This window comes from Paraburkholderia sp. RL17-381-BIF-C (assembly GCF_046026435.1).
Lineage (GTDB): Bacteria > Pseudomonadota > Gammaproteobacteria > Burkholderiales > Burkholderiaceae > Paraburkholderia.
Map to the genome: position 1 here is coordinate 112,188 of NZ_JARESX010000015.1, position 13,391 is coordinate 125,578.

Annotated in this window: 9 protein-coding genes; 5 read left to right on the forward strand and 4 right to left on the reverse strand. The window is 62.3% G+C overall.

Translation table 11 applies throughout. The features are described from left to right. Positions 1 to 255: 255 nt before the first annotated feature. The 3 genes from gmd to P0D70_RS12510 all read right to left on the reverse strand — a co-directional run bounded on the left by gmd (position 256) and on the right by P0D70_RS12510 (position 3,304). Positions 256 to 1,299 (reverse strand): GDP-mannose 4,6-dehydratase, encoded by a 1,044-nt coding sequence (gmd, locus tag P0D70_RS12500; RefSeq protein WP_408184702.1) that lies wholly within the window; start codon positions 1,297 to 1,299, stop codon positions 256 to 258. 149 nt (positions 1,300 to 1,448) lie between these two features. Further along, positions 1,449 to 2,177, reverse strand: a complete 729-nt coding sequence (locus P0D70_RS12505; RefSeq protein WP_408184703.1) for an SGNH/GDSL hydrolase family protein — start codon at positions 2,175 to 2,177, stop codon at positions 1,449 to 1,451. After that, the gene (locus P0D70_RS12510; RefSeq protein ID WP_408184704.1) at positions 2,174 to 3,304 is read right to left on the reverse strand and encodes an acyltransferase family protein; all 1,131 of its coding nucleotides are present in this window, start codon (positions 3,302 to 3,304) and stop codon (positions 2,174 to 2,176) included. The genes P0D70_RS12505 and P0D70_RS12510 overlap by 4 nt, the downstream gene beginning before the upstream one ends. Before the next feature lie 683 nt (positions 3,305 to 3,987). On the opposite strand from P0D70_RS12510, the gene P0D70_RS12515 reads away from it, so the two are divergent. The 3 genes from P0D70_RS12515 (at position 3,988) to P0D70_RS12525 (ending at position 10,205) form a co-directional block, all read left to right on the forward strand. After that, on the forward strand, positions 3,988 to 6,189 hold the full coding sequence (locus P0D70_RS12515) for an NHL repeat-containing protein (protein WP_408184705.1): 2,202 nt from the start codon (positions 3,988 to 3,990) through the stop codon (positions 6,187 to 6,189). Positions 6,190 to 6,285: 96 nt separating this feature from the next. After that, complete coding sequence (locus P0D70_RS12520) at positions 6,286 to 7,752, forward strand: flippase (RefSeq protein ID WP_091794267.1); 1,467 nt, start codon at positions 6,286 to 6,288, stop codon at positions 7,750 to 7,752. Further along, entirely contained in the window at positions 7,749 to 10,205 is a 2,457-nt protein-coding gene (locus tag P0D70_RS12525) for a glycosyltransferase family 4 protein (protein WP_091794264.1), read from the forward strand. Before P0D70_RS12520 ends, P0D70_RS12525 begins: the two co-directional genes overlap by 4 nt. A gap of 113 nt (positions 10,206 to 10,318) precedes the next feature. On the opposite strand, the gene P0D70_RS12530 is transcribed toward P0D70_RS12525, so the two are convergent. Continuing rightward, on the reverse strand, positions 10,319 to 11,530 hold the full coding sequence (locus P0D70_RS12530; protein WP_408184706.1) for an acyltransferase family protein: 1,212 nt from the start codon (positions 11,528 to 11,530) through the stop codon (positions 10,319 to 10,321). Positions 11,531 to 11,774: 244 nt separating this feature from the next. Between P0D70_RS12530 and P0D70_RS12535 the strand changes: the two genes are divergently transcribed. Further along, the gene (locus P0D70_RS12535; RefSeq protein WP_007181947.1) at positions 11,775 to 11,918 is read left to right on the forward strand and encodes a hypothetical protein; all 144 of its coding nucleotides are present in this window, start codon (positions 11,775 to 11,777) and stop codon (positions 11,916 to 11,918) included. Positions 11,919 to 12,218: 300 nt separating this feature from the next. Further along, a complete protein-coding gene (galU, locus tag P0D70_RS12540; protein WP_408184707.1) occupies positions 12,219 to 13,136 on the forward strand; it encodes a UTP--glucose-1-phosphate uridylyltransferase GalU in 918 nt (305 codons plus the stop codon). Positions 13,137 to 13,391: the final 255 nt, after the last annotated feature.

Sequence of the window (13,391 nt, forward strand, 5' to 3'; positions counted from 1 at the left end):
CTGGCACTTCACGACGGACCCTGGCGGCACCGGTTGTGCCTCCGGTTGCGAAACATCATCGTGCTTTGCGTCGAACTGTTGCCGATCTAACGGAGGTCTATCGGGCGCGGTGAAAGGCGGTCGAATTCCTTGAATCGCCGCTCCATAAGGGGCGACGCCTGTTCGCGTGTTCTCGCAACGAGGTATGGCATGAGAAAAGACACCAGCCGGTGACGATGCGCGACCGCCGGCACGGCGGCGCCTCGTCACCGCGAATCAGAACGTCTCGTGATGCTGGTTACGTCCGAGATCCGCATGAACCATCATGTGGCACAGCTGTTCCAGCGTGGTTTCCGGCTTCCAGCCGAGTTTTTCGTGAGCCTTGTCGGCGCAGCCGATCAGCAGGTCCACTTCGGCGGGGCGATAGAACTTTGGATTGACGCGTACCAGAGTCTTGCCGGTGGCGACATCGATACCGGTTTCGCGTTCTTCCTTGCCCGACCATTCAAGCTGGTAGCCCGCGGCGGCGAACGCCATGCGCACGAAATCGCGGACCGTTTCGGTGCGGCCGGTGGCGAGCACGAAGGTGTCCGGCTCATCGGCTTGCAGCATGCGCCACATGCCTTCCACGTATTCGAGCGCGAAGCCCCAGTCGCGTCGTGCGCTCATGTTGCCGAGTTCGAGCACGTCCTGCTTGCCGAGCTTGATCTTGGCGACGGTGTCGGTGATCTTGCGGGTGACGAATTCACGGCCACGCAGCGGCGATTCGTGATTGAACAGAATCCCGCTGCTCGCGAAAAGACCGTACGACTCGCGATAGTTGATCGTCGACCAGTGCGCGAACAGCTTGGCCACGCCATAAGGGCTGCGCGGATAGAAGGGCGTGTCCTCGCGTTGCGGGACGGCCTGCACGAGGCCGAACATTTCCGACGTCGACGCCTGGTAGTAGCGGGTCTTCGGGTTGAGAATGCGGATGCCTTCGAGCAGATTCAGTGCGCCGATGCCGGTCACTTCAGCGGTCGTCACCGGCTGGTCGAACGAAACGCCCACGAAGCTCTGCGCGGCGAGGTTGTATAACTCGTCGGCCTGCGCGCCTTCGAGCAGACGCAGCGTCGAACCGAGATCGGTGAGGTCGTGTTCGACGAGGCGCAGATTCGGATGATCGAGCACGCCAAGCTCACGCATGCGCCAGAAGTTGACGGAACTCGTGCGCCGGTAGGTGCCGGTCACGTGGTAGCCCTTGTCGAGCAGCAGTTTGGTCAGATAGGCGCCGTCCTGTCCGGATACGCCGGTGATGATCGCTTTGCGTGGTTGGCTCATAGCTTGCCTTCGGAATTGTTAAAAGAAAAAGAAAAAGCAGTCGCGCCGGTTAAGGCGCATTTCATCGGCACTCGGAAAGCACATCTCAGAAGCACGTTTTCGCCCGCGGCAAAGATGCCGAAGAGGCGAAACGCACTTGAAAAAGCGCTTCACGGCGTGCCGTCCAGCAGCCGCCGCACCAACGGTTCGACGACCTGAAAATCCTGTTCGGCCTTCAGCCGGTACAACCCCGGCTTGGGATGCGCACCGTCGGACATCAACGTCTTCCAGTCCGGCAAACTGCTGATGTAGGCGAACTGATCGACGAGCGGCACCTGCTGCTCGGTGGCCACCCGGCGTGTCATCTCGACCATCGTGGCGAGCCGCGCATTGAGCCGGTTGTCCGGCATCGGGTTCGCGGTCTGCAGAACAGGCTGTTTGCCGAGCGCGCGAGCGGTCTTCACGAGCGCCGTCTCGGCCGTGTAGAACTGCTCGGGCGTCTGGTTCTGCATGACTTCGTTGATGCCGTAGTTGATCAGCACGATCTGCGCGGGCGAAGCGGCGAGCCGCTCCTGCCACGGCAGACTGGCCGTCGGCCCGGCCCGGCGATTGCCCGTGCCGTCGCGCAGTTGCATCGCCATCGTGTTGCCCACGCCGTAGTTCGTGACGCGCACCTGGCCGCCGTGATGCGCCTGCAATTCGTCCTGTAGATACGTCACCGCGTTTTGCGCCTGCGGGCCGCAATGGCCGTCGCTGCAGGGAATGCCGAGCGTGGTCGAATCGCCGTAGGCCTCGATCAGCACTTGCGTTCGCGGGCCCGGCGTCGTGGCGAGCGCGGCCGATCCGAGCATCGCCGCGCTCGCCCATACGCTTGCAACGAGCCATGCGCGGCGCTTCATGCGCGGCTTTGCGGCGCTTGCGGCGCCGTGCTGACGCCGCCGCCCGCTGCGGGCTGCGTTTGCGGTTGGGGATGCGTCTGCGCTTTTAGCGGCGCATGCGCGTTGCCCGCCGAGCCGAAAATCAGGCGCTTCTCGAATGCGAACCAGGTGAAGGTGGCGTAGACGAGCGTGATCGCTAGCGCGAGCGCGGCGGTCACATAGCGGTTCAGATGCAGCGGCCACAGCGCGTACAGCACGCTCAGGTGAATCAGATAGATCGTGTAGCTGATGGTGCCGATATAGACGAGCACGGGATTGCACAGCAGCCGTTTGACGATGCCCTTGCTTTGCAGGGCGATGACCACGACGGAAGTACAAAGCACCAACGAAACGCTATAGAGCCCTGCATTCGAGAGCGGCGTGTTAGCCGCGCGAAAACGCGGAAAGTGCAGGTGCAGCCACGCCAGCACCGCGAGCGCCGCGATCATTCCCAGCACTGCGAGCCCCTTGAACGGCTCGAGCGCATTGCGGTCACGCCGTACGGCGACCGCCAGCAACGCGCCGGCCGCGAGCAGATCCATGCGGAACGGCGTCAGGTAATAGATTGGCCAGAACGAATCGAACCAGGGCGTGGCCACCGCGCGCAGCACGGGCACGAGCAGGATCAACGCGGCCGCCACGTAGCCGAGCACGCGCTCGGGCACGAGCAGGATCACGAATGGCCAGAAAATATAGAACTGCTCTTCGACAGCGAGCGACCACAGCACATTCAGGCTGTCGTGACCACTCTGGTTGAGCGCGTCGCCGATATTGGTCGCGAAGAATGCGTACCACTGCCAGTGCTGCGCCCAGCCGAAGCCGAACAGAATCGACGACACCACCATCAGCAGCACGTAGGGCGGCAGGATGCGGCGCGCCCGGCGCGCGTAGAAATAGCCGAAATACGACTGCCCACGCGCCTTGCGTTCGAGCAGGATGCCGGTAATCAGAAACCCGCTCAGAACAAAGAACAGATCGACACCCATCCACAGCGGCGCCTTCAACGCGTGCTGCGCGAACACGGCGAGCACGGCGATGGCGCGCAAGCCGTCGAGCTGCACGATGCGGCGGGAGTGGGAGGGCGCTAAGGGCAGTGCGCTGGCAGTCATGAACCGTCCATGGTGTGAAGCAGATGGGCCGGGCGAAGGATCGCGCGAGGGTTGCGGAGAACAGGCGCGCTCGCTTCGCGTCGCAACGGAAGTGCAATTGATTCTAGGGAAAAGAAAATCGTGAAAAAACGGGAATGAATTGGATAAATGAATCAGATTGCAACAGGGTGTTTCGTTGTCCATTCGCAATGGATTTTTATGCTTGTATCGAATGGATGAGCAGCCGTGTAATAAATGCGGATCGCCGCGCGGAAGATCGGTAAGGATGCCGCAAAGGCGCGTACGGCGATATGCGCCGCAGTCGATCTGTTTTTAATCGATTTTTAAATTGAATTCTTTCACAACGCTTAAAGCGCCGAATATTTTTGAATTATTTTCGATTTTCGTCGCGGTGTTTTTTCCGCGTAATGTGAGCCGTGCGGATTGGGCGGCCAAGGACGGCGCGTGGGCTTCGCGCCTCGCCTCGCTGCCGGAGCACCGGACTCGCGGCAACTGTTCTTGTCATCGCCTGCCTGAGTCCTGTCCGCGCACGAATCTGTCTCATGTCCTTGCATGGCTTCTGGCGACTTGCATCACGAGATCGACCGCGATTCGTACCGTCATTTCACTGGGTTGTGCACCCGCGATCTGCGCGCGAGCCAAGTTCCGGCGCGCGCGGCGCAGCGTTGATTGGAGGAAATACCTTGCCCCGTTTCACGTTCAAAAGCTGGCTCGCCGTGTTCGCATGCGCCGCCGGACTGACTGCGCAATCGGTCAGTTTCGCGGTTCATGCGGAAACCGCGTTGAACGCGAAGACGTCATGGATTGGCAACACATTTGGTTTCGGCGACGGCACCTGGGCGCAGATCAACATCACCGCCATCGCGGTGACGCCGGACGGCAAGGTCTATACGAACGCGCCCTGGGACGAAAGCGGCGCTGAGGCGAGCGTCTATCAGAACGGCAAGATGCTCGGCTTCGCAGGGGGCACGCATGGCTGGGGCAACAGCGGCGGCAGTGCGGTTGCGGTGAATCGCAAATATGCGTTCGTCGCGATCGCGGTCGGCAACGAGAAGGGCCGGCTGGTCGAGCAGGGCGTGTGGCCGGAGAAGGGCAAGCAATGGTTCGGCATTTCGCGCCGGCAGATCGCCGATCCGAAACGCGCCGCCCCGTTCCAGCCCGCAGCGAAAAGCGCCGACCCGCATGCGCAACTGGCGGCGGGTTTCCTGATGATGAACGAAGTGCCGACCGACACGAGCGCCGAAATCGGCGGCCTCGCGGCGAGCGACACCACGCTGTACGCGGCCAACACGGCGCGCGATCGTATCGAGGTGTACGACGCGGAATCGATGCAGCAGAAAACCACCTGGAGCGTGCACGAGCCGGGTCGACTCGCGCTGGCGCCGGACGGCACGCTGTGGCTGTTAAGCGGTACGCGCAACGACGCTGCGCCGCACGTCGAGCACTACACGGCGGCGGGCAAACGCATCGACGAAAATTTCACGCTGCCTGCCGGCACGATTGCGGTGGATATCGCGATCGATGCGCAAGGCCGCATCCTGATCGCGGACAACGGTCCGCGTCAACAGGTGCTGTATTTCAGCAGGAATAACGGCCGCTATGCGGAGTCGGGCTCGCTCGGCGAGCACGGCGGCATTTTTAGCGGCGTTGCCGGCAAGCCGGGCTCGCAGCGTTTCAACGGACTGACCGGCGTGGGCGTGGATGCGCGCGGCAACGTGTATGTGTCGACCAACGGTATCGGTCCGCGCTACGCCCCGATCGGCGCGGGACTCGGCGCCACGCTCGAAAGCTATGCGCCGGACGGAAAGCAGAACTGGCAGGTGCAGGGGCTGCTGTTCGTCGACGGCGCATGGATCGATCCGTCGCGTCCGGACAGCGTCTATACCGGCAACAAACGCTTCGAACTCGATCTGTCGAAGCCGGCCGGACAGGACTGGAAATACGCGGGTTTTCTGTCGAACCGCTTCAAGTATCCGGACGACCCGGTGTTTCACACCGATCAGTACCCGGGCCTGCCGATCGCCCGCAAATTGAAGGGCCGCACGTTTCTGTATCTCACGGACATGTATGCCGACCATCTGAAGATCTATCGCTTCGATCCGCAGCATGACGGCGAGACGGCGATTCCCTCGGGCTTCATCGCGGGACGTGAGCGCGCCGTGGCCAAGGTGCCGAATGCGCCGCCCGGCGGCGACTGGATCTGGCGCGATGCGAATGGCGACGGCAAGTTCAACACCGACGAATTCACGCTCAATACGTCCGGTACGAAGCTCGCGGGCGGCTGGGGCTGGTGGGTCGATACCGCTGGCGACATCTGGCGCACGCGCGATACCAAGGGCATTTATCGCTTCCGTTTCGGCGGGCTGGACGCGAAGGGCAATCCGGTCTACGCGTACTCGAACATGACGCAGTACCCGGTGCCGCAACCGTTCACTGAACTGCACCGCGCGATCTACGACCCGGACACCGACGCCATGTATGTGACGGGCTACACGGCCGACACGCCGGTCGATCGCGGCTTCTGGAAAGAAGTGGGCCGCGTGCTGGTGCGCTACGACAAATGGTCGAGCGGCAATCCGGTGCAGCGCTATGCAGTCACGCTGCCGTGGCAGACGCAGAGCAAACCCATCGCCACCATCATCGGCCTGACGGTCGAGGGGCAATACATCTTCGGCGTCGAGCCGGTCGGCGCGGTGCACGTGTGGGACAAGGACAGCGGCAAGGAGCTCGGCGTGATCCGGCCGGGCCCGGAAGTGGGCCGCGCGTCGGGCTGGGTCGATGTGCCGAACGGCATCAGCGCTTCCAGGCGCGCCAATGGCGAATACCTCGTGTTCGTCGAGGAAGACGCGCGCGGCAAAGTGATGATGTACCGCTGGAAACCTTGACGAGCGAGGCGTGAACGCTTCATTCGCATAGCGAGGCAACACGCAGGAAAGACCCAGGCAGCACGCAGGCAAACGTAGTCAACCCCAAGGCATCCGATGGACAAAGGCATTCTCAAGAACGTAGCGATCAATTTCTTCGGATTGGTGCTGCCGACTTTCGTCTCGCTCGTGACCGTGCCGTCGTATATCAAGCTGCTCGGTGTCGAGCGCTACGGCGTGATCAGTCTCGTGTGGACGCTGATCGGCTACTTCGGGATTCTCGATCTCGGCATGAGCATGGCCGCGCAGAATCACATCTCGAAGGCGCGCGCATCCGGCGACAAGGAAGAGAGCGCACGCGTGTTCTGGAGCGCGACATGGCTCAATCTCGCGACCGGCGTGATAGGCGGATTGATCATCTACTTCGGCGCGTTTCTCTACACCGCGTATTTCACCAAGGTCTCGCCCGAGTTGCAGCACGAGGTGTATATGGCGCTGCCGTGGCTCGCGGTGGCGATTCCGATTGCCAACGTGTCGTGGGTGTTCGCGGGTGCGATCAACGGCGCGGAACGCTTCGGCGTCTACAACACCAATCAGACCATCGGCACGTTCCTGTTCCAGTTGCTGCCGCTCGGCGCCGCGCTGTGGATGGGCGCGACCTTGCAGAACGTGCTCGCCGCCGCGGTGTTCGCGCGGATCCTGGCCGCGCTTCTGCTGGGCCGTTCCGCGCTGAAAGTGCTGGAGATTCGCCGCGTTCTGCCGCCGCAATTCGGCGTGGCGAAAGGGCTGTTCAATTTCGGCGGCTGGATGCTGATTGCGAGCGTCACCACCATGATCGCCGACTCGCTCGACCGGGTGATGCTCGGCACGAGCCTCGGCGCGCGTTTCGTTACGTATTACACGGTGCCGCAAAACCTCGTCACGCGTCTGAACATCGTGCCGACGGCGCTGGTGCGCACACTGTTTCCGCGGCTCTCCGCAGTCGGACGTGCCGACGCCGACACCATCACCCGGCAGTCGCTGGAGTTTCTCAACGGTGTGTTCACGCCCGTCGCGCTGGTCGCGATGCTGGTGCTCGAACCTTTCCTGCATCTGTGGGTGGGCAATGAAATCGCCACCGTGGCGGCGCCCGTGGGCCGCATCATGATCGTTGCCGTGTGGCTCGTCGGGCAGGCCAATGTGACGCGGATTCTGATCCAGTCACAGGTCAATCCGGCCACCGCCGCGCGCGTCGGTCTGTTCGAATTGCCCCTGTTTGCAGGCGCGTTGTGGTTCGGCATCACCCATTTCGGTCTGACGGGCGCGGCAGTGGCCGTGGCCGGCCGGGCGCTGTTCGACTACGCGGTGCTGCTGCGCCTGTCGGCGATTCACGCGCGGCAGATCGCGCTCGACATGCTCGCCCACCTTGCTTTCCTGCTGGCGAGCCTGTGGCTTGCCAGCTTCCTGCCGGGTCTCGCGGCGGCGATTGTCGCCGGCGTATTGATGGTCGGCGCGAATGTCGCCTGGTCGATCACGATGACCCCTGCCTTGCGCGATCTTGCGCGTTCACTGCTGTTGCGACTGAATCCGAGGAAAAGCGCATGAACCACGAAGTCCTTGAAGAAGCCGTGCTGCAACCCGCGACGCGCAGCGCACTGGCCGAACTCACCACCGTTCCCGGTGTTCAGGCGCCACCGCGCCGCGCCGCATTTCGTGGCGATAAAACGGTGCGCGTTGCGATCGTGCATGACTGGCTCGTCACGTATGCGGGGGCCGAGAAGGTGCTCGAACAGATCGTTGCGTGCTTTCCGGACGCGGACCTGTTCAGCCTCGTCGATTTTCTCGACGACCGCAGCTTTCTGCGCGGCAAAACCGTCACCACGTCGTTCATCCAGAAGCTGCCGCTCGCGCGCACCAAGTACCGCTCGTATCTGCCGCTTATGCCGCTCGCGATCGAGCAACTCGACGTGTCGGCCTACGACGTGGTGATTTCGAGCAGCCACGCGGTCGCCAAGGGCATTCTGACCGGCCCCGATCAGGTGCATATCAGCTACGTGCATTCGCCGATCCGCTACGCGTGGGATTTGCAGCACCAGTACCTCAAGCAGTCGAGGCTGACCGCCGGCCTGAAGTCGGCCATGGCGCGGCTGATTCTGCATTACATCCGCAACTGGGATATCCGCACTTCGAATTCGGTGGATGGCTTCGTCGCCAATTCCGACTTCATCGCGCGGCGTATCAAGAAGGTCTATCAGCGTGACGCGCGAGTGATTTTTCCGCCGGTCGATGTCGAAGCATTCACGCTGTGCGCGGACAAGGACGACTTTTATCTGACCGCTTCGCGGATGGTGCCGTACAAGAAGATCGATCTGATCGTCGAAGCGTTCGCGCGCATGCCGCAGCGCAAGCTCGTCGTGATCGGCGACGGTCCCGACATGCAGAAGATCCGCGCGAAAGCGGGGCCCAACGTCGAGATCATGGGCTACCAGCCGTTCAAGGTCCTCAAGGACCGGATGAGCCGCGCGAAGGCTTTCGTGTTCGCCGCGGAAGAAGACTTCGGCATTTCGGTGGTCGAGGCGCAAGCCTGCGGCACGCCGGTGATTGCTTACGGCAAGGGCGGTGCGCTCGAAACCGTGCGCGATCTGTCCGAGTCACGGCCCACCGGCATGTTTTTCGACGAACAGAATGCCGAGTCGATCATCGCCGCGGTCGAACGTTTCGACGACCACGTGAAGCGTTTTTCGCCACTGGATTGCCGCGCGAACGCCGAGCAGTTTTCGGCCGCGCATTTCCGCGAGCGTTTCTTCGCGCATGTGCGCGCGTCGGTGCCGGCGCTGCGCACGGCGACACTCCCGTCCTACGTGCCGTATAAGGCTGATACCGCAGCCAACGGGCCGCGCATTCTGGCCGTCGATCAAAGCGGCGTGCTCGGCGGCGCCGAGTTGTCGTTGCTGGAGATCGTCAAGGCATTGCGCTCGCGCATCGAAGTCGTGCTGTTCGACGACGGCCCGTTCCGCACCGCGCTGGCCAAAGCCGGCGTTGCGGTCGAGGTGCTCGATGCGGGCGCGCTGCGCCATGTGCGCAAGCAGGGCGGTTCATTGCCGAAGGGGCAGGCGCTCAAGGGCCTGATGTCGCTCGTGCGCGCCACGGCTAAACGCGCGCGCAAGTCCGACGTGATCTACGCGAACACCCAGCGCGCCATGGTGATCGGCGCGCTCGCCGGCAAACTGGCGCGGCGCCCGGTGGTCTGGCATCTGCGCGATATCGTGAGCCCCGAGCATTTCGGCGGTAAGCAACTGGCGATCATCAAATGGTGCGCGCGTCTTGGTCTCACCCATGTGATCGCCAATTCGGCCGCCTCGGCGCGCGCGTTCGCCGAGCTCACGCAGTTCGACGAAAAACGCATCGACGTGGTGTTCAACGGCATTTCCGCCGCGCCGTTCGACGCGTTGCGCACGGTGCCGCAAGCGGCGCTGCGCCAGCGCCTCGGCCTGCCGCAGGATGCGTTTCTGGTCGGCTCGTTCAGCCGTCTCGCGCGCTGGAAAGGACAGCACGTGCTGCTCGAAGCGATGGTCCTCAATCCGCAGATGCATGCGGTGCTGGTGGGTGCGCCGTTGTTCGGCGAGGATCAGTACGAGATTGAATTGCACGCGTTCGTCGCCGCGCACAACCTCGGCGAGCGCGTGCATTTTCTCGGTTTCCAGCACGACATCGCGGCTTGCATGTGCGCGGTCGACGCGGTGGTCCACACGTCGATCACGCCGGAGCCGTTCGGCCGCGTGATCGTCGAAGGGATGCTGGCGCAGCGGCCGGTGGTGGCCGCGCGCGCGGGCGGGGTGCTGGAGATCATCGACGACTACGAGAACGGCGTGCTGTGCACGCCGGGGGATGCGCACGGCCTCGCCGACACGCTCGCCGAATTGCGCTCGAACGACGAACTGCGTAACAGGCTGGTTCGGAACGGATATCAGACGGCGCTGGGCCGGTTCGGCACCGCAACCTATGTGGAGGGCGTCGAGCAGATCCTGAAGCGCGTGGCGGCCTCCAGAACGGCTTAGGCGGGTTCGACGCGGGGTAGGCAGGGGCTCGGCCAGTCCCTGCCGTTTGCGCAGCGGAGCGAAAGTCCAAGGACGTTCGCTCCGTTTTTTTTGCGCGGGCTTGTTGCTCTCGTTCAGGCCTGTTTTAGCGCCGCTTTCGGCTTGAAACTGGCCGACCACTTCATGGCCGGCAGCTCGACCAGCCGGTAGAACACGTAAGCGGCGGGCACAGCCACCAGCATGTAGCCGAACGAAGGCCAGATCGACATTTGCAGCGACGAGCGGAACAGCAGCGACGACAGCAGCACGAAGATCGGCAGATGGATCAGATACAGCGAGAAGCTGAAATCGCCGAACCGCGATAGCAGGCGCATGCCGGCTCCGGGGGTGCGGTCCGCGTTGCCGCGGTCGAGCGCCTTGTACAGGTAGAACGCGAAGCCGATCGCCCACAACTGGAATGCACCGTACTGACCGAAATGGAACGCCGCGCAACCGAGCGCGACGAAACCGGCAGCGAGCGCGTAGAGCCACACCGGCGAGCGGGCGTGCGGCGCGCTGCGCGCGCGGGTGTCGGCGATCCACGCGCCGAGCGTCCATGAAAACCAATAGGACGTGAAGAACTGAATGTCGTGACGCTCCAGCACGTAGGCGGACACCACGTTGATCACCGCGACGATCGCCAGCACGCAGGTCATGCCGATGCGCCGGCGCAGCGCGAACAGCAGCGGATAGATCGCGTAGAACTGCACTTCGAGCGATAGCGTCCAGAGCGCGCCGTTCGAGCCGAATGTGTGACCGGCCACGCCCTGCAGCGAGAACAGGTTGACGAGGAAGGCCTGCAGGCCGATCTCGCGGATCTTGTGATTGACGGGCGGCAATTGCAGGCTGAACCAGTCGAGCGCGAAGGTCAGCACGAGCGCCGCGAGCAGCACGGGATAAATGCGCGCGAAGCGGCGCACCCAGAAATTGCCCGTATCGAGCCGGTAGTCCGGATTTCCGGCGAGCCGCAGCGCGCCGCCGCGGTGAATGCAATAGCCGCTAATCACGAAGAAAATCGGCACCCCCGCCGAGCCCCACGCGATCGGGAAGGTCAGATACGCGGCGATCGCATTCAGGCTGAAGGCGTGGCCCACGCTCTGGTGAAACGCCTGCATGCCCACCCATTCGACCTGGCGGCAATGAAAATAGGCCACCAGCAAGGCGGCGAAGCCCCGCATGGCGTCGATGACATGCTCCTTGCCGGCGCTGTTCGCGCGTGCTTCGCTGTGGGCGCGCGACGCGGCGGTCGTGCGGGGCGGGGAGAGGGGCAGGGATGAGCCGGCGGCATCCAGTGCAGAGTCGCTCATGCGCGGTCCTTATTCTGACGGAGGAAAAAGCGGGTTCGCGCGGACGCCGTACGCGTCCACGGTGCATGACATGCTAGTGCACGGCGCAGGCAAAAAATCGATAAAAAAATTTGCGCGCTGAATTGAATTAGACGGCAATTTTGTGACGAATTGTAATTGCATATATCCGGATGTAGCGGCGAATTATTTACCGCTTTTGTCGTGATAATTTGTGTGACGGATTCTCTTGACCCGAGGTGAAGTCATGAACCTGCATTTACTCGCCGGCATTGCCGTGCTGCTGATCCTTGTCGCCGCCTCCGCCTATCGGGAGGCGCTGCGCAACGAGCCGATCCGCCGTTTTCGCATGAATCCGGGCAAGCTGCCCCAGCTCGACGACAACGAATAACGCGGCGCGCGAGGCGTCTGGCGGGCGCGAACGGCCCGTATGCCGGCGCGCCTCACGCATCCGTAGGCCAGTTGTCAGGATATGTAGAAATTTCTGGATCTGCGAAAAATAAATCCATTTTCGATATGTAATTGTTGCTTATCGCCACGCTGCATATCGAAATTGAATGGTTTTATTTATTCTGATTGAGGAAATTTCACGTGGGCATTGGCGTCATTTTTTGCTAGCCTTTCCGGCGAAATCGATTGGCCGCCTGGCCCGCGAACACACTAATTTCTAACCGATGTGGGAATGCCTACCATGCTGAAAGTCACCAAAGCCGTGTTTCCCGTAGCGGGCCTCGGGACACGATTCCTGCCGGCTACCAAGGCAAGTCCTAAGGAAATGCTGCCGATCGTCGACAAGCCGCTGATTCAATACGCGGTCGAAGAAGCGATTGCCGCCGGCATCACCGAGATGATCTTCGTGACGGGCCGCAGCAAGCGCGCTATCGAAGATCATTTCGACAAGTCCTACGAGATCGAGGCTGAACTCGAGGCGCGTAACAAGCAGAAACTGCTCGACCTGGTGCGCAGCATCAAGCCGGCTAATGTCGACTGTTTCTATGTGCGTCAGGCCGAAGCGCTCGGTCTTGGCCACGCGGTGCTGTGCGCCGAAAAACTGGTGGGCGACAGCCCGTTCGCGGTGATTCTGGCCGACGACCTGCTGCACAGCTCGAAGCCGGTCATGAGCCAGCTGGTCGATACCTTCAATCACTATCACAGCTCGGTGATCGGCGTCGAAACCATCGCGCGTGAAGACAGCCGCTCGTACGGCGTGGTGGATGGCCGCGAGTGGGAAGACAACGTGATCAAGCTGTCGGGCATCGTCGAGAAGCCGGCGCCGGACAAGGCGCCGTCGAATCTCGGCGTGGTGGGCCGTTATGTGCTGATGCCCACCATCTTCAAACATATTCGCGCGTTGAAGCCGGGTGCGGGCGGCGAGCTGCAATTGACCGATGCAGTGCAATCGCTGCTGACCGAAGAGCAGGTGCTGGCTTATCGCTATTTCGGCACGCGTTTTGATTGCGGCAGCAAGCTTGGGTATCTGAAAGCGACGGTGGAATTCGCGCTGCGTCATCCGGAAGTGAAGGCGGAATTCGAGGCTTATTTGCAGGCGTATATGCAGACCAATATGCAGGAAGGCGTGCCGGCGCAATATACGGCGGAAGCGGCTTGATCCACTTTGAAGGCCGCCGTGGCTAGCGCAGGCGGCTGATGCGCGCCGCGCTCGCTCGAGAGCGCCATGCGCCCGCGAAACTCCCGCGAAACTCATCACGCAGAAGCAACGCGCAGCAGTATCGCGCACATTAAAACGGGCGCCGCTAACCACGCGGCGCCCGTCTTTCTTTCAGCCGGCCCACGCTTCACGCGCGGCCCGGCAAGCCAGTCCTCAGGCTTCTTTCTTCACTTCCAGCCGGAACTTGTGCAGCAA

Bases quoted from the DNA above. Each gene is read 5' to 3' on its own strand.
- gmd (WP_408184702.1), bottom strand. From the start codon at position 1,299: ATGAGCCAACCACGCAAAGCGATCATCACCGGCGTATCCGGACAGGAC.
- P0D70_RS12505 (WP_408184703.1), bottom strand. From the start codon at position 2,177: ATGAAGCGCCGCGCATGGCTCGTTGCAAGCGTATGGGCGAGCGCGGCG.
- P0D70_RS12510 (WP_408184704.1), bottom strand. From the start codon at position 3,304: ATGACTGCCAGCGCACTGCCCTTAGCGCCCTCCCACTCCCGCCGCATC.
- P0D70_RS12520 (WP_091794267.1), top strand. From the start codon at position 6,286: ATGGACAAAGGCATTCTCAAGAACGTAGCGATCAATTTCTTCGGATTG.
- P0D70_RS12525 (WP_091794264.1), top strand. From the start codon at position 7,749: ATGAACCACGAAGTCCTTGAAGAAGCCGTGCTGCAACCCGCGACGCGC.
- P0D70_RS12530 (WP_408184706.1), bottom strand. From the start codon at position 11,530: ATGAGCGACTCTGCACTGGATGCCGCCGGCTCATCCCTGCCCCTCTCC.
- P0D70_RS12535 (WP_007181947.1), top strand. From the start codon at position 11,775: ATGAACCTGCATTTACTCGCCGGCATTGCCGTGCTGCTGATCCTTGTC.
- galU (WP_408184707.1), top strand. From the start codon at position 12,219: ATGCTGAAAGTCACCAAAGCCGTGTTTCCCGTAGCGGGCCTCGGGACA.